The organism is Pseudoalteromonas shioyasakiensis, from assembly GCF_024518675.1.
In the GTDB taxonomy this organism is placed as follows: Bacteria; Pseudomonadota; Gammaproteobacteria; order Enterobacterales; family Alteromonadaceae; genus Pseudoalteromonas; species Pseudoalteromonas shioyasakiensis_B.
Genome location: NZ_JANIGL010000001.1, coordinates 406,478 through 428,765 on the forward strand (window position 1 = coordinate 406,478; position 22,288 = coordinate 428,765).

19 protein-coding genes are annotated in these 22,288 nt (G+C 37.3%); 2 read left to right on the forward strand and 17 right to left on the reverse strand.

Going from position 1 to position 22,288, the window contains the following annotated elements; translation table 11 throughout:
* The first annotated feature begins 208 nt into the window (after nt 1–208).
* Entirely contained in the window at nt 209–3,289 is a 3,081-nt protein-coding gene (locus NQT69_RS01775; RefSeq protein ID WP_256825993.1) for a VWA domain-containing protein, read from the forward strand.
* A 171-nt stretch (nt 3,290–3,460) separates the two neighbouring features.
* On the opposite strand, the gene NQT69_RS01780 is transcribed toward NQT69_RS01775, so the two are convergent.
* Both NQT69_RS01780 and NQT69_RS01785 read right to left on the reverse strand, forming a co-directional pair.
* A complete protein-coding gene (locus NQT69_RS01780) occupies nt 3,461–3,901 on the reverse strand; it encodes a hypothetical protein (protein WP_256825994.1) in 441 nt (146 codons plus the stop codon).
* 25 nt (nt 3,902–3,926) lie between these two features.
* Nucleotides 3,927–4,232, reverse strand: coding sequence for a hypothetical protein (locus NQT69_RS01785; protein ID WP_256825995.1), 306 nt, complete (start codon nt 4,230–4,232; stop codon nt 3,927–3,929).
* A gap of 357 nt (nt 4,233–4,589) precedes the next feature.
* On the opposite strand from NQT69_RS01785, the gene NQT69_RS01790 reads away from it, so the two are divergent.
* On the forward strand, nt 4,590–5,798 hold the full coding sequence (locus tag NQT69_RS01790) for an IS256 family transposase (RefSeq protein ID WP_256825996.1): 1,209 nt from the start codon (nt 4,590–4,592) through the stop codon (nt 5,796–5,798).
* Between the two features lie 56 nt (nt 5,799–5,854).
* Here the strand turns inward: NQT69_RS01790 and NQT69_RS01795 are convergent, their stop codons facing one another.
* The 15 genes from NQT69_RS01795 to NQT69_RS01865 form a co-directional block, all read right to left on the reverse strand.
* Nucleotides 5,855–6,274 (reverse strand): hypothetical protein, encoded by a 420-nt coding sequence (locus NQT69_RS01795; protein ID WP_256825997.1) that lies wholly within the window; start codon nt 6,272–6,274, stop codon nt 5,855–5,857.
* A 253-nt stretch (nt 6,275–6,527) separates the two neighbouring features.
* On the reverse strand, nt 6,528–7,502 hold the full coding sequence (locus tag NQT69_RS01800) for a transposase (protein ID WP_256825998.1): 975 nt from the start codon (nt 7,500–7,502) through the stop codon (nt 6,528–6,530).
* A gap of 798 nt (nt 7,503–8,300) precedes the next feature.
* A complete protein-coding gene (locus tag NQT69_RS01805) occupies nt 8,301–8,822 on the reverse strand; it encodes a hypothetical protein (RefSeq protein ID WP_256825999.1) in 522 nt (173 codons plus the stop codon).
* Nucleotides 8,823–8,826: 4 nt separating this feature from the next.
* The gene (locus NQT69_RS01810; RefSeq protein WP_256826000.1) at nt 8,827–9,201 is read right to left on the reverse strand and encodes a tetratricopeptide repeat protein; all 375 of its coding nucleotides are present in this window, start codon (nt 9,199–9,201) and stop codon (nt 8,827–8,829) included.
* Between the two features lie 353 nt (nt 9,202–9,554).
* A complete protein-coding gene (locus NQT69_RS01815) occupies nt 9,555–10,733 on the reverse strand; it encodes a hypothetical protein (protein ID WP_256826001.1) in 1,179 nt (392 codons plus the stop codon).
* A gap of 80 nt (nt 10,734–10,813) precedes the next feature.
* Nucleotides 10,814–11,251 carry a hypothetical protein gene (locus tag NQT69_RS01820; protein ID WP_256826002.1) on the reverse strand — a complete coding sequence of 146 codons (438 nt, stop codon included), beginning with the start codon at nt 11,249–11,251 and terminating at the stop codon, nt 10,814–10,816.
* On the reverse strand, nt 11,248–11,673 hold the full coding sequence (locus tag NQT69_RS01825; RefSeq protein WP_256826003.1) for a hypothetical protein: 426 nt from the start codon (nt 11,671–11,673) through the stop codon (nt 11,248–11,250). Before NQT69_RS01825 ends, NQT69_RS01820 begins: the two co-directional genes overlap by 4 nt.
* Nucleotides 11,674–11,723: 50 nt before the next feature.
* The gene (locus NQT69_RS01830; protein ID WP_256826004.1) at nt 11,724–15,926 is read right to left on the reverse strand and encodes an IPT/TIG domain-containing protein; all 4,203 of its coding nucleotides are present in this window, start codon (nt 15,924–15,926) and stop codon (nt 11,724–11,726) included.
* A 29-nt stretch (nt 15,927–15,955) separates the two neighbouring features.
* Nucleotides 15,956–16,723, reverse strand: coding sequence for a TadE/TadG family type IV pilus assembly protein (locus tag NQT69_RS01835; RefSeq protein WP_256826005.1), 768 nt, complete (start codon nt 16,721–16,723; stop codon nt 15,956–15,958).
* A gap of 12 nt (nt 16,724–16,735) precedes the next feature.
* Nucleotides 16,736–17,185 (reverse strand): tetratricopeptide repeat protein, encoded by a 450-nt coding sequence (locus NQT69_RS01840; RefSeq protein ID WP_256826006.1) that lies wholly within the window; start codon nt 17,183–17,185, stop codon nt 16,736–16,738.
* Nucleotides 17,186–17,196: 11 nt separating this feature from the next.
* Nucleotides 17,197–17,547 carry a DUF192 domain-containing protein gene (locus NQT69_RS01845; protein ID WP_256826007.1) on the reverse strand — a complete coding sequence of 117 codons (351 nt, stop codon included), beginning with the start codon at nt 17,545–17,547 and terminating at the stop codon, nt 17,197–17,199.
* The gene (locus tag NQT69_RS01850) at nt 17,537–18,397 is read right to left on the reverse strand and encodes a type II secretion system F family protein (RefSeq protein ID WP_256826008.1); all 861 of its coding nucleotides are present in this window, start codon (nt 18,395–18,397) and stop codon (nt 17,537–17,539) included. The genes NQT69_RS01845 and NQT69_RS01850 overlap by 11 nt, the downstream gene beginning before the upstream one ends.
* Before the next feature lie 8 nt (nt 18,398–18,405).
* The gene (locus NQT69_RS01855) at nt 18,406–19,254 is read right to left on the reverse strand and encodes a type II secretion system F family protein (RefSeq protein WP_256826009.1); all 849 of its coding nucleotides are present in this window, start codon (nt 19,252–19,254) and stop codon (nt 18,406–18,408) included.
* Nucleotides 19,247–20,968, reverse strand: coding sequence for an ATPase, T2SS/T4P/T4SS family (locus tag NQT69_RS01860; RefSeq protein ID WP_256826010.1), 1,722 nt, complete (start codon nt 20,966–20,968; stop codon nt 19,247–19,249). Before NQT69_RS01860 ends, NQT69_RS01855 begins: the two co-directional genes overlap by 8 nt.
* A 10-nt stretch (nt 20,969–20,978) precedes the next feature.
* Nucleotides 20,979–22,274, reverse strand: coding sequence for a type II and III secretion system protein family protein (locus NQT69_RS01865; RefSeq protein ID WP_256826011.1), 1,296 nt, complete (start codon nt 22,272–22,274; stop codon nt 20,979–20,981).
* Between the last annotated feature and the right edge of the window lie 14 nt (nt 22,275–22,288).

Below are 22,288 nucleotides of genomic sequence, written 5' to 3' on the forward strand. Positions count from 1 at the left end.
TGCATCTTTCAGAATATTTGTTAAGACCTTTTCGATAATTAAAAACAATATAAAAAAGGTCTCTAAGCCCAACGTGACAATTTTGCCAAATTTAGCAGCATAAAAAACGGATTTATATAGATAAGAGTAGAACTTCAACACATTCATCACATTAGCATGTTTAATGATGAAAATACCACCCGATTATTTTTTAAAAAAGGAATTGATAGTGCAAAAAAGTAAATTAACTAAAAGTGCAATTTGTATAGGGCTAGTTTTAGCTTCGAGTCCAGCCATTTCGGCTAACAGCTGGTTGTCAGGTGTAAACTCGAATGAACTTAGTCAATATCAAAACGTACTCGCATCATCAAAATCTCAGTATATATCAGCTTTAGGCACTGATTCATCTAATGCTGTTTTTGATATAACAGTATCTTTACATAATAACCCTCAAGGAGCAGATAAAGTTGTTTATGAACAAATATTTTCTCACTTTGCAAATTCTGTTTGTGAGCAAACAAATGGTGAGCACAAACTTGGTAAAATAAGAGTATTTAGAGAAAATAAGCATCGTTCTAAGTCTGATATTATCTGGGGTGAAAGAGAGTGGCCACGAGCCAATGTCTCTGGCTTTGGCGCTAATGGCATGCACATTTGGTTTGGCGATGTTTTTCCTAATGGCTCAGGGCCAGGAAAAGACCATGATATGTTACAAGACCCTGAGGGAGCAGGATATACTTTAGCGCATGAATGGAGCCATTATGCATATGGTCTATTCGATGAGTATAAGGGGACAACTGATTCAGCAGAGCCTAACACACCTATTAAGTCTGATGCACCAACAACCTCTATCATGAGTAATCAATGGCAAGCATTAACGGCTGGTATGCAATGGTTAAATCATTCGACTAAGGACACTATAGGTAATATTAACAGTACAGCACAAGGCCGTATATATGGCAAAAGTGCGTGGGAAGTTTTGCTGCAAGATGTTAAAGATGATCCTAAATCTGGACGTAAAACAGCACAACCAAGCCGAACACGCTATTTAACTTTGGCAGATAATGCCCCCGATTCAAATACACCATTAAAGATCGAATTACCAGTAGAGCAAGACTCCTGCCAAAATCAGCTTGAAGTCGTTTGGGTTGAAGGTGATATAGACATGCAAATTGTGATAGACCGCTCTTATAGTATGTTAGGTCCAGCAATGAGTAATGCCAAACAAGCTGCCAAAGTGCTTGTTGATGCAACTGCAGAAGGCAGCACATCAATGGGGCTCGTTTCTTTTTCAGACAAGGAACTTGTTAACCAAGATTATCCGATTACAAAAATTGGTAGTCCTAACTCAAATGTTAAAACGGAACTAAAAGCAGCAATAGATGCTATCTATGAAGATGGCTCTACTGCACTTTACGACGCTTCTCAGCTGGCGTTAGATAACATAACCCATTATCAGCAGAGTGAAGGCAGTAATGCACCAGGCGTTGTTTTTCTTTTGGCTGATGGCTATGATAATGATTCAAGCTACACACAAGAACAAATTATCGCCAATTATCAAAATAATGACATTGCTATTTTTAGTTTAGGTTATGGTTTTGCATCACCTACAGGGCCATTATTAACACTTGCTAGTGAAACTGGGGGGAAATACTTTTCCTCACCCACCACACTTTCAGAAATTGTAGATGCTTTTTTACAAGCTAATGCTACTGCAACAGATAACCAAAATTTAGCATCGACAACTTTTGTTATAGATAGTTTGCAAAGTGCAACTCAAGTTATTGCTGTTGATACAGGGTTGGATAACGTGAATGTATTTATTAACCACAATGCTAACCTTGATGATGTACAACTTACTCTTATAGATAGTACAGGTAGTGAAGTAAGCGATGTGGTTTTTAACTGTAATGATGCTTCAGAAGCGTTGACTTGCAGTGCTTATATTACTAACCAACACATATCATCGAACGGAACTGGTGAATGGCAGTTACAAGTTACTAATTTAAATGATACCAATAGCGTAAGTGCTACTGTTAATGTAAGTGCAGAACCTACCTTATCAGGTAGCTACACATTAAGTGTTGAGGGCTCTCAAGGAAACTCTGTCACCTACCCCAACCCTATGATTTTAACTGCAGCGATTACTAAAGACAAACTAATCACGGGCGCTAATGTGCTAGCAACCATTACCGATCCTGATCAAAAGTCAACTAATTTAAAAATGTTTGATAATGGCTTAGAAGGCGATGCCGTCGCGGGAGATGGTATCTACTCGGTAATAGCACCTTATAATGAAAATGGCATTTATCAAGTAGAAGTACATGTAAATAATCAGGATAGTAATGCCATTTATACTACAACAGGTCTATTAACGCCAACACTTGACGGCTCCATACCTGAGATGGAACCTTTACCAAGCATAGATGAAAACTTTGTACGTATTGCTAAAACCTCATTAGTTGTAAGTGATGTGCCACGATCAGACTATAATGATAAGTATTATTTAAGCACTCAATTGGCTTCAAATAATGCGTACATAAATGGGGTGATCAACACCAAGGGCGATAAAGACTTTTATGAAATAAATGATATAGATATGACTAAAGAGCTAGTCGTTCGTGTTTCTGATATGAGTTTGGGGATGGTGCCTAACCTTAGTATATACAAATCTGATGGTACAACTCCCATTCAAGAAAATATCACTTTACAGAGTAATCCATCCAACACGGATTATGTATATTATAAACTTGATAAATCGGAACTTGAATCAAAAGTTTATGTAAAAGTTAAGCATCATGATGAAAATGCAAGCATGGGGGGATATCAAATAAGTGCCGGAGAGCCTATTTATACAGATGCACCTGTAAGCAATATACCTTCTAACAATGCGCCCGAAGTGAAGGCTGATAACATATCTGTGATGTCTGGAGAAAAAACAGTTATTAAGCCATTAGAGAACGACTCTGATTCAGATGGTGATACTTTGCTGATTGATAGTATACAAACTGATGGGACTATCGGAACAGTTACTTTAGAACAAAATGAAGTTACTTATGATGCAACCTCTGCATTCTCCGACCAAGCTCCAGGAACGGTTGTAACCGATTCTTTTACTTATACAGTAAGCGACAATAACGGTGCTTTTGTTGAAGGGACAGTAACTGTTACAGTGACAATTCCTGATGAAGACTCAGAGCCGGTAGAAGAACCAGACGAGGTTAATTCACGTAACGATGATAGCGGTAGCCTATTTTGGCTTACATTGATGTTAACACCACTTTCGTTATTGAGGCGCCTAAAAAAATAACTTAACCTAAAGCTTTATTAGTTTTAAAAAGGCCTTCGCAATTTATTTTACGAAGGCCTTTTCTTTATATTAATTCACTTTTACTCGCTATGTTAAAAGCGAAATGTAAAATAGAGGTATTTTCAAGAATCCATCCTTGTTGGTTAATCCTATTTCTTGTGTAAATATTATTTAGAGCGTGTATTCAAACTCAACAGGCTTAATTGTTTTCACTTCAATCGATAAATCTTCTTTTCGCGTATACAGCACTACATTTAACGATAACGTGGCTTTGTTGTCACCTAAATGGTGTAACTCGGCGTGTTTATACTCATGTGTATAACCCGTGCCATAACCTTTAACATCATCATAGCTACAACGCATTCGCAGTTCAGAGCCGGTGCCTTTAATCGCTCTTTTACTTTTTAGCATACCTATTGGAAAATCAATCTTGCAGGTACCCGTTTTCCCATCACCTTCTATTTCAACAACCAAAAAAGGCTGTGTTTTAGCATTCTCACGCATAAATTTTGATGGCTCAAAACTAATCACTTTTGTTATTACAACATCTTGGGTGCCACACCCAGTTAACACACTGGCAAGTAGTGGGATTGATAGATATATTAATTTCATGTCTTTCCTTAGTTTTTTAAGTAAATTAAACAATAAAGCCCAATAAAAACCCGAGTGGGAAAAGGGATAAGTAGGTTAATATCCACCATGAAAAACGGTGTTTAGTTTTGACGTTATGCACTTGCGCTAGGTAATTAACAATTACTCTATAGTCACTTAAATTAAACGTATGTACCCCATAACGCTCTCCATTGACTGATTTAATCGCTAAATGCGTACTTATGTAAGGACCAAACCACAACAGCGGCGTCAACGGGAAGTAATTAATATACATTGCCTCTATATCTTTAAAGGCGATAAATACTTCACGCTCGCCTTTAAAATCTGGCATGGTTAAACCTTTGCGCGTGATAAATACATCGGCGTTGTAAAATGTTTTTTGTAACGAGGATTGCAATAGCACCAACCCAAAAAACAAAAACGGGGTAACCACAAACATAGTATTCAATGTTTGGTCAGCGTTTGAGTAACTTGGTTGGCCATTAACAAAAAAGGAGGCGACAAAAGCGCCCAGTAACATACCTAAAAACGATTTTATTCGCGTATAAAGCACCCAGCGCTTGTGTGCAAAACAGACTTGGAATGTATGTTTAAGTTTTTCAGATATAAAATTCGAGGATGTAACTAATTTTGTGTAAATGCCTATCATAATTTACTCTATCAAGAGTTTAAGGATTAGGCGATGAACATGAATAAAGAAGAACTCGAAGCGTTTGCTAAGGAAGCGTCAAAAAGCATTAAAACACCAGACGATTTAAATCAATTTAGTCAGATGTTAAAAAAGATAACCGTTGAAGCAGCACTTAATGCAGAAATGGATGAGCATTTAGGCTATCAAAAACACAGTAAATCCACGAGTGCTAATAGCCGCAATGGTAAAACAAGCAAGCGTATTCAAACAGAAGATGGTGAATTTGAGCTTGATACGCCCCGCGACCGTGAAGGCTCTTTTGAGCCGCAGCTTGTTAAAAAGCATCAATCTCGATTTACCTCAATGGATGATAAAATATTATGGTTGTACGCCCAAGGAATGAGCACCCGTGATATCGTAAATGCATTTCATGAGTGGTACGGCGCTGATATTTCTCCTACATTGGTGTCACGTGTAACCAGTGCTGTGATGGAGCAAGTTACAGAATGGCAATCTCGACCACTGGATGCTATTTACCCTATTGTTTATTTGGATTGCCTAGTTGTAAAAATACGCCAAGATAAGCGGGTTATCAAAAAGTCTATCTACCTTGCCTTAGGTATTAATATTGACGGCCATAAAGAACTGCTTGGCATGTGGATTTCTGAAAATGAAGGCGCTAAGTTTTGGCTAGGTGTACTCACTGAATTAAGTCAACGGGGCGTTGAAGATATCTTAATCGCGTGCGTAGACGGCCTAAAGGGATTTCCTGATGCAATTAATACTGCTTACCCGCAAACACATGTTCAGTTGTGTATAGTGCATATGGTTCGCAACTCATTGAAGTATGTTTCATGGAAAGATTATAAAGCCGTCACGGCTGATTTGAAGCTGATTTACCGCTCGTCGACAGAGGAAGAGGCACTGCTAGAGTTGGATCGGTTTGCAGAGAAATGGGACAATCAATATCCGCAAATAGCGAAGTCATGGCGTGCGAATTGGGATAATTTAAATACGTTATTTAATTACCCTGACGCAATACGAAAAGCTATTTATACAACGAATGCTATTGAATCACTCAACAACGTTATTCGCCGAGCGATTAAAAAACGTAAGATATTTCCAAATGATGATTCTGCAAGAAAAATGATTTATTTGGCAATAAAAGAGGCATCGAAAAAATGGACGATGCCAATTCGAGACTGGCGTAATGCAATGAGTCGTTTTATCATTGAATTTGAGGAACGCCTCAATAAACATATTTAAAATGTAAAAACGGGCAGTTACACAGAATCCGTTACAGGCTCTAAAATTCATAATAATCAAAGTAGTCTATGATACATATACCATTCGTTATCAAACTCTAAAAATGAGCATGATTTTCTCCCGTTGCGCTCTTTATTTATAAAAGTGTAAAATAATGTGAATTCACGAGTGGCTTCAGGGTAAAAACGAGCCATTCGTTTATCTACTGAAATCTGTAAGCCTGATACTAATTTATTACCATTAGGATCTTCTCCGGCGGTATCTAACAACGTTATTTTCAAATTATTTAAATTTAATTGTTCCCAATCCTCTTTGTAGTTTTTTATTGCTTTATCAACCTGATTCCACGCTGTTTTACCTTCATTCCAATTTTGTAATTTTGGTGGTAACTCTGCAAATAAAGCCTCTCGGTCTCCCTCTTTAATGCTTTCCCATGCATCCATACAGCGTTTATTAAAATACTCTTTAGCTGGCACTTCGCTAGCCATTGATAAAAAAGATGAGCTGACTAAAAAAAAGTAAACTAAGTAAACTAGACACCCATTTTAATTTAGTAAGCCTATAATACATATTAAAGTATATATTTAGGCTAAAATTCAGCTTTTATTATCTGACAACTTTCTTATAATTCACTAAATATATAGTTACCACAGCAAAATCCAAATTTCATGCATGGCAATGTATGTACAGTACAGTCGTACCATGAGTCTTTCTTTAATTTTTTAACCTCTATGCGAATAGCTTCTCACTATTACTTATATTTGCTCGTCGTTTTCTGCCTAAGTGTTCACAGTAACTCGCTTGTGAGCTGACTTTCCCTACTGCGCCATGAAACACACGCGTAAATTGCGTGGTTAGTTTTAACCAGTTTTCAGGAGAAATATTTACACGTTTTAATAACGGTAAAATAGTCTTTTCTATGTGTCCTCGCTTACCTTCGCGAATACAGCGCCCTGTTAGGTCAACAAGCTCAAGATACGATTTAAGCTCAAACGGTAGCCCTTTTGGCATAATTTGACGTGGTCTACCTGCAAAGCGTAATAGCTGTTTAGGTTGCTTACCTATCGTTGCGCTATCTACTCTTTTTTGTACGCTGGTGTGGTCAGACTCTTCTGGTGTTTTAGCCATTTGAGCTCTAATCGGGTTTAAATCAACATACGCCATACACGTTGCTAATGCCGCTTCATCTAACAAAGCTTGTGATTTAAAGCGACCTTCCCAGAACCGACCTGTACACTTATCTTCTTTGTTTGCTCTTCGTGCAATGTCTTCATTTAACAAGCGCATAAACCAGCTTATACTGGATAACCGCTCACGGTATTGTTTCACTGTTTGATTAAAAAAGATAAGCTCTGCTTTACTTAACTTTTCACCTTGTATGTATTTTTGCGTGAGTAACGTGCCTTTACACAGTTTATGCCAGCGAATAACAATTGCTTTGTCATTCAAACGATTCGCTTTTTCATCATCTACGTAAAGTACTAGGTGAGTATGATTACTCATTACCGCATACGCACATACATCAATACAAAATATCTTGGCTAATTTAAGTAGCTTATCTTCAACCCACCCTCTACGGTGTTCGTAAGACTTACCCGTAAAGCGGTCTGCACCACATAAAAATGCACGCCTAACGCAACGTGATATACAGTGGTAGTACTTTGTATCAATCAAGCTTATTTGACGCTTTCTTGCGACTGCCATATGACACCCCGACTAATTTTTAAACTAATTAAAACGTAGCCTTTAATTTCATAAAGTACAAAATTAAAATGGGTGTCTAGTTTATTCCCAGTTTATTCCCAGTTTATTCCCTAACCTAAGGTATTTTGTACATCCTTGCTTATAATTTTTAACTGTTTATCGTTTTAACGCCTCAACCGAAAAACTTTTTGATATCATCTACAAAAGGCTTATCAATGTGATCTGCTAGCTCTTTTGCGATATTTCTAACATTTTTATGTGCGCGACTATGACCTAAAGTAACCCTAGATAAATTTTCAAACTCAACATGGTATTGAAAAAACTCTTTTTTTTATAGGGTGGCGAGTAGCTATTACACTAGTGATATCCTTCAATTGATAACGCACAGTCCTAATTGGGTAAAGTGAGCTGGCTTTAAATTCAAGCACACTATCACTTGGCGGTACTATTAAGCGCGATTTTAAAAAAAGCAAATGCCAACACAATGTAGAAACACATGCCCACGCAAATAAGTTAAAATCGGCTGTATCGTAAGAAAATACTAACTGAGCAATACAGATAAGCCCAATAATGAAACCTGTCGCTCTAAACATCCCCATATCTTTGTAAATATAAAAGGTGCCATCTGCTGATTTACGGGACTTTGGCTTCATAGTAACCTCAGTATATTTGCAAATAAAAACAGTACAAAAAAGGAAGTGTAAGCTTTGCGTAATCTTTTATTCGCCATAAAACCGGCGAATGGTCGTTTGGTAATGGTCTCATCTTGAAAGTGTCCTTATTAATAGCTTGGAAGTTTTACTCAGTGATTAGCGCAAGGTTTGCGCCACTGTGTGTTTTAATGTAAGCATTTGTGTTTAGCCATAAAGCTAACATTAAAGCCAGTGACTCAGCATCGCTTCGGCTATTTAGTAAATAGCGTTGATTAGCAAACACTAGCCACCACTTATTTTGTAAGTCAGTATCGGGCTCAACGATGAACCCTTTACTATGTAAATAAGCATGTTGTTTGTACTTTATACCGAGTATTGAAATACTGTAGTAACAACCTTTGCCTGCAGTTGTAAATACAAGTAGCACTTGGGTGCTGAGCAATAATAATGATAAAAACACAAACACCGCCGTTGCCCATGCGTAAAATACAAACAATAGGCTTTGTACACTTGCACCTAAAGCCAACACAGCAAAGATCCCCCCTAAGGTACGAGTTATGACCGTTGCTTTGGTTTTAAATGCTATGTGATTTTTATCGCTAGCCTTATCAAATATGTGAGAGTAAGTTGCCAAGCTCTGTTTAAGTTTTTTATCATTCAATGACATGGTATTATTTATTTTTATTTAAGTTACCTAAAACCCTTTTTAAGTCAGAACAAAGTGACCCGCCTTTTTCTGCGCACTCATCCAACACTTGTTGTGCTTTTTCTTGGTCTGCTGCAACTCCCTTTCCATCGCGGTAGCCCTCATATACAAAGTACATGGCAGTCATGTTTCCAGCGTCTGCACCTTGTTGATAGTACTCAAACGCTTTAACAGGGTCTTTTTTACCAAAGGTTCCCTTTTCATATAACTTTGCGTAATAGTAAAAAGCGTTAGTATTCCCCTGCTCAATAGCTTTGTCTAACCAGTATCGTGCCTTATCAAAGTCTTGCGGATACTCTCTCCCTGAACTTTGTGCATAAAGCCGACCTACTCTCGCCATCGCTTCAGCATCTCTTTGTTTTGCTTTACTAAGCTGTATGTCAACATTGCGCTACTCTTCGGTTGAAACCGTTGCGTATAGCGATTTATCGGTCTCTGCTTGCAATTCAAGTGACGCTATACTGCTGGCTAAACCAAGTACAATCGCTAAAGATAATTTTTTCATCTGTATAATCCTGATTATAAGCGGGCTATATAGGCCCGCCGTTCAATTTTTTTATTCAATTACATCACATTCGGTCTGCATTTCGGCCTGTTCAGAATGGATAGCGAAAATTAGTTGACCATTACACTTAAATAAACCAGCGTAACTACTATATTTACCGCGGAGTTACTATTACAACCAACAAAATATTACAAATTAAAAGAGCTTATAAAGTTTGGTAAATTACTCGCATTGATAATTACTATCACGATAAATAAGCCGACCATCAAGCCAATGTGCAGCTTAAATGGGTAAACCATTTTAGTCGTTCTATCTAATGACACTGGGTATTGGTATTTTAGTAACGAATATACGAGGGCCTCACTATCAACACTCCAGTGAGAAAGTGCTATGCTCTGCCCTTTTGTAGTATTAAAAACAAGCGATATTAAGTGTGATCTTTTTGTAGTTCTGCCAATAGAGTCATCAATTGTGTCGTAATTGTAATTCCATTTAGCCTCGATGCTGATAATATCCTGTTTAGTTAATGTGCGCGGCTTTTTGTCGGTAAATAGTAGCGCCGGCAGATAAAGCTCATCGCTATTTATTTTAATATCAATAAATGGAGATGTTTTTACTAAATAATAGTTATGACAAACAAATGCTCGTGCAAGCCAATAACTAAAGTACGTTATCACTAAAAAAGCCATTGCAGACTTCCAGTTTTGTGACGAAAAAGCTATAAATACAGTAAGCAAAGTAAAGCAAGCTACGGTGAGATAGACCGATTTTTTCTTACTATCAGGAAGTGGCAGCGCACACCTTAAAATAGAAATATTATTTTTAGCTTCAGCATTACCTAAAATAGTATTTTGCGGGAATATTTTTGAAAACTTATTTACTGTTGCTGAGTTTGTTTTTTCAGCCTCGGCCTCTTCACGTTTAGCTGTATAAACGCGCTCAACGGTTGACAGCTTACTCACCACTAACTGCGCTTGTTTGGCTTGCTTAAAACACCTAAACGTGTAATTGCTCAATTTGCCTTCTGCTGAAGTGTAATTAATATCAATCACGCTAATGGCTTTATTATCTTGGCATGAAATTGTTTTAATCGTGCTAGTATCAATGGTGTGGTGACTATACGTGAAGATTTTTTTCTTAAAAAAATAAGCCCCCAACTTTACATCTATTTGATTATTGTGCTCATCAAATTTTAATCGATGTTGAAACATCAAAAGTGCAATAATTAATAAAACATCAAGCCCATCACCTGTATCAACAATCAAGCCTTGACTTAAAACACCTAGCACAAGCCCTGCTACCGTTAGCCAAATGAAAAGCCATTTAATCGTTTCTAATAGTGATTTTAATATAATTGAATTAGCCAAAATTCCCTCTTTAAACAAAAAAAGTATGCTTAGTTACATACTCTAATAACATATAAATACTTAAAGTAGTCAAAAGCTAATTAACTAGACGCAATAATGATTATCCAACCATCTTCTTTGGTAAGTTCAAATACACAGCCGTCAGACACGAATTTTTTTTCACCATACTGGGCTCTTATATCAACCTGTGCATAATTAGATTTCGATTCAGTTGATAATTTTTGAGATAAAACCTCGAATTCAGGGCTTGTTACATACTTTTGAAACTTTTCTGCCTTTTTATTCAAGTATGCAATAGCGCGTTTTTTTTCGTCTTCCGTATCTTTAAAATGCTTTGGTACAAAAGACATCAAGGTATCAATGTCTTTATCAGCTTTTGCTTGTCTAAACTCTTCGCATTTTTTTATAAATAATGGGTCTTGATTATCCTTGGCAGGAAAATTCACATTTGATTCATTAGCAAATGCTGCTGTACTTAAAAATATGATGCTAGAAAGCGCTATTAATTGTGATTTCATTTCAAATCCTTTGTTAACGGAACAAATAAGGGGGATGTTGTGTAAATATTGAGTTTTTCACTTTTATTGTTTTGCTCTGTAGCAGTCGCGTTCATAGTAAATTCAAAGCCGCCCTCCACTGGTTTCCAAGTAAAACTATCTACTTCTGGAGGACCAGATAAAATTCGACCTTCTTTATCTATACATGCTACCCCCCCTAATAAGGTATCTTCGTTTTCTAGCGCCCATAAGTCCTCTCCCATTACAGCCAATAGAATGGTACAGCTATGCTTACTACCCTCAATACTTACATCATAGATTAACATGCCATCGCCAGATTCAAACTTAATTGAATCTTCAATAACCCCCGTCACTGAATGGGAGTCTACACACCCTTGCAAAGCTAATGAGCTGAGCAATACACAAATTGTTTTTTTTAACATAGCGTTCCTTTTTATTGTAGAGCCTTTGGTAAAGGCTCTACATAATATATCTAATCAATTGTTAACGTGGAATAAACACCAACAGAGTTATCAAAAAACTTACAACCTACTGGATTGGAGGTTGGTGTATTGTTCACCTTTATTTTTAAGTTTTTAGAGAATTGGGTACCTACAGCAAAGTCAATTTTGCCATTAGTTTGGCCAGAAATCACATCAACATTGTTTGAAAAACAAATATAGTAAGTTGCTCTTTGGTCTGGAACCGTTATACCTGTAATTGTAATATCATGCTCACCCAACTCAGTTGTTAATGTATTAGTCTTCTTTCTTTGTCCTGGGGTGGTTTCATCAATTATTTCACCGTCTACACTTACCTGAAAACTATCGTCAATTACATTACCGTTATCACCAAAAGTAAAAGTAATTGTGGATTCAGAAATTACTATAGCACTTGAATCTTCATCATCACCTACTTTAACAGTAACAGGCCCTGTTACAGCGCCGTTAGGTACTTTTACTTTAATTTGTGTGTTGTCGCCTGATAGGACATCACTTTTTAAAAGTTCGCCATTTTCTGAGGTGAAATACACCTCATTGTTTGTTAATTCAGTAGTATCAAACCCTACTCCCGTTATTGTAACAAGCTGTTCAGTAAGTGCTGGATCTGGATTGATTTTGTCAATTTTTAAACCATCTGCAAATGTTAAGTATTTAGGTGAGCTATTTTGCTGGGCTGAATTAGCTATATTATCGTCAAAAACCACCTCTACCTCAATCTTAGAGTCTAAGGTAGCCTGAGTAATTATTTCTTGCGGGATATATACAATTACTTCATTGCATGCTGCATTAGGCGTATAAGAATTATCTAATGATCCTCTATTTCTAATAATTACCTCTTCTACTTTACCTGTCGTAGTATCTTTGTAGTTTATTACTGGGTATATCGGAGAATTAAAAGCAGATGTTTGCGGGCATAAGCCAATACCGGTAATGGTTAAAGCCGGCATAAAGTTATCTTTAGATATAATACCTGGGCTTAGTTTTAAAATTTTCAAACCCCAGTTAATTCGGAATTCATACACCATGTCCATATTTATAAAATCATACCAATTTTCAGCTAAATTAGCGCCGCCACTTAATAGAGCTAACCCATCATAAACTTTAAGAGCTTGACCAATTCCAGGCGCAAAGGCTATTGCTATTTCTTTTGCTACCTTCTCTTTTAAATCATTTAAGAAAGCAGATAACCCGTATCCATAATATTCAACAATCGCAGAAAGAACTGGGCCAGGCTTTAACAGCAAAATAGACTTTTGCTCATTATCCATCATTTTGTGTATTTCTAAAACAATATCTCTTCGCTCTTCGATAGTAACTTCCCCATCGAGAAAAGCATCATCAATAGAGTCAGCTATTCCTGGTAAGGCTTTCCAGATAATGGTAATGAGCATTTCCCCTGCAGTCCCTCGATCTTCTTCACTTATAATGTAACCTTTAGGATCGATTGGATCTTTTAAATTATTTTTCTTTGCTGCAAGTTCTGTTACATACGAAAAAGTTGGTAAAATAATTGCATCCACTAAATTTTTTATAAATAGGTTCTTTGAAACTTGTAACTTATCGCTATCAGTAGTTGGATTATTTCTAATGCCTGGGGTAATGACTTCTACTAAGCAATTTTGGTATTGGCATGCTTTTAGAAATATATCTTTAGACCACAAAGAAACGGCAAAAACTCGATAATCAGTTGGGGCAACCATGTCACGGTCTATAAATGATGTAATATGTGAATATGTTTTTGGTTTCTTATTATCTTTATCTGATGGATCCAAACCAACCTCCGGTTGTTCTGAAACAACTAATTCATCATTCATTTTATAGACTGCAGCACTCAAGTACATAGGTGAGCTATTTTGCAACTCTGAAAATCCATCATAATCAAATAAGTCTAAAATACCTTTTTGTGTTGGTTCTAACCTTATACCGCTTTGGATTTCGTCTGGTGAAATTGTAGGCCTTTGATCTTCACTTGAACTAGATTCTACAGTCGCCGGTGTATATTTCAGCCTGTTTAAAAGCTTTACATGGCTACGTTTACTTTGATCTAGAGTTTCATTTTGTGATTTACTTAACTCATCTGCCACAACAGCTGCTTTGGTAACAATTTGGTAAGATTCATCTTCTAAAAACCCCCTTATATTATCACTCTCTAAACCATCAATGTACCATTGCTTAAATTCAATAAATGATGGGTTTTGCAACATTTCATTAAGTAACAAATCATAATTTTCAATCTTATTAATAAATGTATAAGCATTTAGAACGTGTGAGATAATTGTACTTTCCACCGTTAGTGTTACTTCGTCATCACCGGAAAGAAAAACTTGTAAAAATCTAGTGTTATTCCAAAATAAAGTAATATATTGAATGCTCGGAGAAACGATTACCGATTCATTTTTTATTTCACTGATATCTGAAAAGTCTTTGTCTAAACCACTCAAAAAAAATGTTCCCTCAACGTTGAGGTAAGAAGGTACATCTATATTCACTTCGAGATTTTTGCTTATTGATACACTCGAATAATTACTTTCCCCAAATACATTTTGTAAGCTAAACGAACCGGTTCCAATATTTTCAGGCACAATAAAACTAGCACTTGTATCGTCTATATAATCTAACTGGATTGTCGGGCCATCTGCAAAGACTAATGAAGTACCACTCTCTAAGTTTTCACCGATTATTAAAGCCTCGTCACCTTCGACTACATTTCTAGATGGGATGTCTGTAATAATTGGTGTTTTTGGATGTAGTAATGTGGCATCAATACTATTGGTTTTATAGTCATCTATAGCTAGAAAAAATGTAATTGGTTCACCACCTAGGGCAATCTTTGGGTAGTTAGGTATAACAAATTCAATTTTATTTTCTGACGTAATCGCCACTGGTAAATTAACGACTGGCTCTTTGTCATCCCCTTTTAACATTACCAAATGTGCCGCATTACCTTTTAGGTTTTCTGCGTTTAAATTAGCAGGATAAAAAGGCCTAACTTTGTTAATAAATACTGCTTGGTCACTATGAGAATATGTTGCAGAACTTATGACTGGGGTATTTGATGGGTATAAGTTATTTATATCAACTAATTTTTCTAGTGGCTGCGGATCGTTTACATCAAACAAAAAGTCGCCATCATCGTCAGTATCTAAAAAATTAGGGATGCCATCACCATCTAGATCATAACGGATAAACTCAACTAAGTTTAATTCTTCTGAATCTAAAACTGCATTATTGTCACTATCTAAGTCTATAAAGGCTGGTTTTTTATCGCCATCTAAATCGTAGGTTGATTCTATATCATCAGTAATACCATCATCATCACTGTCTAAATCAAGCCAGTTTGGAATACCATCGCTGTCTACATCATGACTAAAGCTGAAGTTAACTGTATAAATATGATACTCATTTCCATCGGGTATTTTGTCATCATCGGTATGTTGCCCGAGATGGTTCATTCCCAAAGCAAGCTCTTTGTTTGTAGGAACGGCATCTTTGTCTATATCAATAAATGCATGTACTGTATACGTAAAGCTATCTGCACCTAAGTTGTTTCTATCGGTAATACTTAAGTTAAATTCACCCGCTTGCTTAGGTGAGAAAGTGATAGCTTGACCTACTTTACCGACATGCTCGATGTTTGTTGGTATAGAAGAAATAACATCGCCATTATTATTAATGATGGTTAAAGACGGTGTAAAACGCTTATCATCTTTAAAAAGAACAAACGTCACTGAAAAGTCTTCAACTAGCATTGCGCTAGAGATATTAAATTTAAAATCATCAATATCGACATTTTCAGAAATACCGCCTGTAGCTTTAAAAGGTATACTCCCAACTGGGTTTGCTTCGGCAACGTTATTATTAAACTCTTCTTCTTGGACGATAGTAATTGTGGTTTTACTCGCATCAAACGGATAATCATCTTGTTCATCAGGCACGCCATCGCCGTCTTCATCTTTGTTTTCCCAGGTACCCACGTATTCAATAGGTTCGCCGCCGTCACCTGAACCGTCATCACCATCATCACCTGAGCCGTCATCTCCACCATCACCTGAGCCGTCGTCTCCACCGCCATTACCATTATCTGGCTCGACTGGGTTTTCGGTTGTGTTGTCTTCTAGTGGCTCGTTACACCCTACGAGCGTAAAGCTTAATGTGCCTGTTAGAAGCAGTATTAAAAGTTGCTTTGCTTTCATATCCTTTTCCTTTAACTGTGTTCTATCCTTTACATCCGATATGGCGTTTGCATTCGGATTAATGCATAAGATTTAATAGTAATATAATAACCGCTGTAACGTGTTTCACCGGTCGATGATGTGGCGGCGCCTAGTGCTGAGCATGTTAGTTGCTCTTGGTTTGGTACATAATTTACAAATTTATCTGAGGTTGGATCGGGGTCAACGTCCGTTAAGGTTATAATTTTACCTATTAACCAATTAGCTAATGGCACCTCTAGGCGTTTACACCAATCAACTTCTATTTGTAGTAAGTTGGCATCTTGTATATTAAGTTTTTTGTCCGTTGATATCGTTTCAACCTGTGGGTTTCTGTACATCAAGTTGTCGTTCGGTATTTCGTAAACTGTGGGTCCGTCTTTATAGCGCCTACGTTGTTTAAACTTATTAAACACATCACTTGTAGGATTAAGCACCGTGATGTTAGAGGCGATTGCGGTATGTGCTTTAGATTTTGCAAAAGCGGCAGCTACATCAAGTCCATTTGGATCATCGCCTGAGTCAACCATAAATAATGGCATCATTCCTTGTGCAAGTGCACTTTGCATTTTAGACATGCTGCCATGGTTTAGTGCCCCAGCACGCGCTGCATCAAATGTTGCGGCATTTAGGGTTATTTTATCTTTGTATATCAATACCCATTGTATAAGCAACATGATAAGCACTAACACCAACGGCGCTAAAAATGGCAGGGTTATTGAAAACTCCACCATTGATTGCCCTTGCTGCTTTTGTAAACTCCTTTTTTGCTTACTCACACTCACTATTCCCTACTCTTTTTTACCGGTTTGTAGGCGCATTAATTGAATAAAAAGCTCATCCATTTGTGCTTTACCAGCTGAGTTCTCTTCAAGGTGTTTTTGCGCTTCTATTAAAACCTCTGTTGCTTGTCGCATTCTGGCAATAGCCAAGTTATACCAAGCTTTATCGTGCTCTACATCTAATTGAATGCAGCGTTGATAGGCACTAATTGCAGCGTCTAAACGGTTAGTTCGGGTATAAATATTACCGAGCCTAAACCACGCTGGGGGGTAGTTATCTTTTAATTTAATTAATTGCCTATATAAGCCTTCTGCCATATCTAAGTGCCCTGCCAAATAGGCAGCTTCAGCTCTATTTTCAATTTCAACCAGGTTTACTTTTGATTCTGGTTCTTGTTGTGGTGAGCTACTACAACCAGAAAAAAGTAAAATGAGTAATGCGATATATATAGTTTTCATGAACTTCTCAGTTATTCTATTATTAAGTTGTCGCCAACTTTGAGTGTTTTTGTATTACCATTTTTTATTGATAACTCAATGACTTTGCATGCTTTACCGCACGCACTAAATTGCCAGGGGCGTAAATTTTTTACAATTTTTATGATCGTGTTTTGCTTATTTAAATAAATAACGTCTATGGCGTATCGCATACCCAACATATGCACTGAGTTACACGGCGTAATCAGTAATCCATCATTTTCACTAAGCGTTCTGCCCAGCAACCCTCTTAAACGTAACCACCAAGTATTTGCAATAAATAAATTACAAACGGTGTGCCCTGCTGTTGTTTTTAGTTGATGATTAAATACGCTACAGGTCATACATAAACTTCATTACTATTGGGAAAAACAGAATCATAAACGTAACAGGGAAAATAAACATGATTAGTGGAAATACCAGTTTTACTGGTGCTTCAAGTGCTTTTTTCTCCGCACGTTGAAAACGCTCTACACGGCGTTGATCAGATTGTATTCTTAAGGTTGACCCTAGGCTTGCCCCCGTTTTTTCGGCTTGTGCTAGAGCACTAACAAGGTTGTTTACTTCGGAAGTTTGTACACGCTCTGCCATTGCTCTAAACGCATCAACTTTATTAACGCCGGCTCTTAAGTCTCTAAGCACTTTACCAAATTCGACTTTCAAAGGCCCTTCAGGTCCTTTGTCAACCGCTTGGCTAAGGCCACCTGTTAAGTTTAACCCGGCTTCTACCGACATGGTTATAAAATCCAGGTAAACAGGGAGTGACTTTACTATTGCCAGTTGACGCTTCTTTTTAAGGTCGTTAAGTGTTAACAACGGTAAAAAGTAGCCAAATATAGCACCGTAAACTAAAGCCATAAACGTAACTGCATCAAGCATGGCACACACTAAAAGCGTAAACGCGGTACAACAAAGTGCAGATACAATTCTTACACCAAAATACTCTTCAGCAGTTAATACATAAGAGAGCCCTGAAATTTGTAGTTTTTTTCCTGTTTTCTCTAGGTAGTCAATAGGTAGACGTTCGCCAATGTAAAATGCAGCTAAACGAACAAATGGCCATATTAATTTTAATGATGGAGGCAGAGGATCCATAAAGTCACGTGTATCTTCAGTGAGCCCTTGTTTAATTTTATAAGCACTATAAAAAAGTAAAAATAGTGACAAGCCTGCGGTTAGTAATATTAAAAGCATCTATTCACCTATACATCTATATTTACGATTTTACGGATAAATATATAGCCAACATAAAGCATTATTGCGGTCACTGCGCAAACAGCCCACCCCATTGGCTCTGTAAAAAGTCGCATCATGTGTATAGGCTCCATGTGGTACAAAATAAAGCCTATAAATATGGGTAAGGCGGTCATCACTATGCCTTGCATTTTACCTTGCCCTGTTAATGCATCTATTTTACCTTCCATTTCTAGTTTTCGTCTGAGTGTGTCCGCCAGCCTTTCAAGGGTTTCTGCAAGATTCCCCCCAATTTCCTTAGAAATTTGCATGCCAGAAACCACTAATTTGAAGTCAAGCTCAGGGATACGCGTTAGCATGTTATTTAAGCCATCATTAAAATCTACACCTAGGCGCTGCTCTCTTAAAAACAACGAAAACTCTTGGCTAATTGGCGCAGCTTGTTCCTGTGCCATGGCTTCTAACGCATTGGTTAGACTTGATCCTGAGCGCATCGAGGCACACACCATATTTAATGCATCAGGCAACTGCTTTATAAACAATTTACGTCTACGCTTTTGTAAATATTTATAAAAATAAGGCGGTAAAAAAGCAACTATGCTCACCAATATAATGGCCAATAAAACCGCACCTGAGTAAGCCCAAACCACTAAGAAAAATACAAGCATGCCTACCATGTTTAAAATAAAGAGTTTTTGTGGCTCTATAAATAAAAACATGTCTGATAGGTTTACTTTGGCAGCATGAGTAAATGTTTCTCGGTATTTTTGCGCAAGTTCTCGCGATACAAAGTTGCCACCATAAATAAGTAAGGTTACGGTTAACCCAACTAACGTCATTATTACTATACTACTCATGATCTGAACCTGTTTTAAAAATACCTAGGTCAACATCAACGCCTCTTTCACGAAGTTTTTCGTAAAATTCAGGGATCATACCTGTAGGCAAGTAATCACCTTGTACCTTTCCGTCTGAACCGTAACCTGTTTGCTTAAATTTAAATATTTCAGAAAGCTGAAGTACATTACCTTCAACACCTGTTACTTCACAAATGGAAGTAACTCGCCGTGAGCCATCACTAAAGCGTGATTGCTGAACAATCATATTAACTGCTGAACCAATTTGTTCCCGTATTGCTTGGATAGGTAAATCCATTCCAGCCATCATAACCATAACTTCTAGACGGGATATACAGTCTCGCGGGGTGTTGGCATGAGCTGTTGTTAGTGAACCGTCATGGCCTGTATTCATCGCTTGAAGCATATCAAGTGCTTCACCACCACGGCACTCACCAACTACAATTCTATCAGGGCGCATACGTAGGCAGTTCTTTACTAAATCACGAATCTCTACAGCGCCCTTACCCTCTTGATTAGGGGGCCTTGCTTCTAAAGAGACTAAGTTAGGTTGATAGAGCTTTAATTCAGCGGCATCTTCAACAGTAATGATGCGTTCGTCATCTGGAATAAAATTAGATAAAACGTTAAGCAATGTTGTTTTACCTGAGCCGGTGCCCCCTGAAATAACCACATTACGTTTATTCACTACGGTCATTTGCAAAAATTTAACCATAGCTGGAGACATCGAACCAAAATTCACTAAATCTTCGGCTTCAAGCTTTTTTGCCATAAATTTACGTATAGTGATGCAAGGCCCTTTTAACGCTAAAGGCGGAATAATAGCATTTACACGGGAGCCATCTTTTAAACGCGCATCAACCATTGGTTGACCTTCATCAATTCGACGACCCAGTGGTGTTACTATTCGTTCAATTGCACTCAATACTGCTTGGTCATCTGTAAAAGCAATGTCAGATAAAAATAACTTACCGGCTTTTTCGTAAAAAATTTCATCGTGGGAGTTAACCATAATTTCTGAAACATCTGGATCGCTTATTATATTTTCAAGCGGCCCAAGTCCGATGGTTTCATCTAGAACCTCTTTACAAAGCTCATCAAAATCTACATTTACCGGTATTTGTAGCTTGAATATGATTGACTCAATGAGCACTTTACTTTGCGTTCTAAGCTCTTCATCTGACATCTCTGATACGTTGACTCGGCGAAGATCTATTTGTTTAATTAACTCTTTGTGGACTTCTTTTCTGAGTTCATTGCGTTTTTTTATCCTTTTACGGGTTTTAATTTCCTCATCACTGGCTTCGTTATGTACTTCAACAGACTGGCTGCTTTGTGGTGTTAAATCATCAAAGGTTACTTCAGCATCCAGCTTAGCTTGCTTTTTTTCAGGTTCTTTTTTCTTTAATGAGTCAAAATTTTCGTTAAGTTCAACTCTAATATGGTAGCCACCAATTTCTATTAAATCCGTTTCAGTTAAAGGTCCAGCTGATTCTACCTTATTACCATTGACCTGAGTACCAGTACGGCTTGCTCGGTCTTCTAAAAAGATACCCTCATCATTTAGGTAAAGTTTTGCGTGCTCTTTTGATACTTTAAAGCCATGTAAGCTCACCTTGTGGTGTTTATCTTTACCAATAACACAGGTTTTTTCATTGCATTTTATTCTATTTACCGGTGTGCCTTTGGCGGTTTGGACAATTACATCAAACATAGTGCTATCCTTAGTCTAAGATGTAGAAAGCTTCAAGCTTTTGTGCTTCATCTATCATATCGCGGGCACGCTTAAGCCTGTTTTTATGGCTTTCACCTTGTAAAGAGACTATGTGAGGTGTAACTAAAATCACCAGTTCAGTTTTATTATCAGCAAAATCTCTGGATTTAAATAATTCACCAAGAACAGGGATAGAGCCTAAAAAGGGGACTTTATTTACTGCTTTAGACATTTCACTTGAAACTAAGCCTGATATGACTATTGTATCGCCATTTTTAACATTAACTACCGACTCAGTTTCACGTGTTTTAAAGCCAGGTATACCAAGGACTTGAACTGATGGGTCTACAGAACTTACTTCTGCACTAACATACGATACAATATTACCTTCGCTATCAGATACAGGTTCAATCTCTAGCTTAATACCATACTCTTTAAATTCAACATTTGGTGCACCATCGGCTGAAAGTAAAGGAATTGGTATTTCGCCACCGGCTAAAAATCTTGCCTTTTCGCCACTACGTGTACTGAGTGTAGGCTGGGCTAACATTCTAGCGTCACCTTGCTCTGATAAAAGCTGTATTTGTGAAGTAAGCCCTGTGACGATACCAAAGTGTGAAAAACTATTTGAGCCTATTAAAACATCACCAATTTGATCAACTATTGAGTCTGATACAGCACTTGGTGAGTAAACTGAAAATAAATCATTACTTGTCCAATTACTTACAGCACCAAAAGCAGGACCCGCAGCAGTAGAACCCCATTTAACACCCAAATTTTTAAGCGTTTTTTTACCTATTTCAACAATATTTACATCCATACGGATCATTTGCTTTACTTCAAGATCTTTCGTTGTTACCAAAGACGTTAAATTTGGAACAAGCTTTGCTATATTGTCTACTTTTGCTGAAGTGGCTTTATCTACAGTGCCTTCTAATACAACTAAGCCACCGACTTCTCTCACTGATAACCCTGGTAGACCTGTTATTAGCTCTTTTACTTTATCAACTAAGGCTGAATTATCTATTAAACTAACTGTTATATTTAGCCTACCTTTATTGTCATTTTTATCCCATATTTGTAACTGTGTCTCACCCGCTGACTCAGCAATAAGCAGCACACTTTTATTATCAATCACTTTCGCACTAACAACTCCAGGCTTTGCAACAGCTATTCTTTTAACGTCCTCAATAGGGAGTAAATTTAAGGTTCCAACTTTCATTTCTATATCACTCGACATAAGTGCGTAAGATTTAGATGAAAAAAATATCAAAGCGATAATGCAGTACTTAATTACACGATACATAAATGTATTCCTTT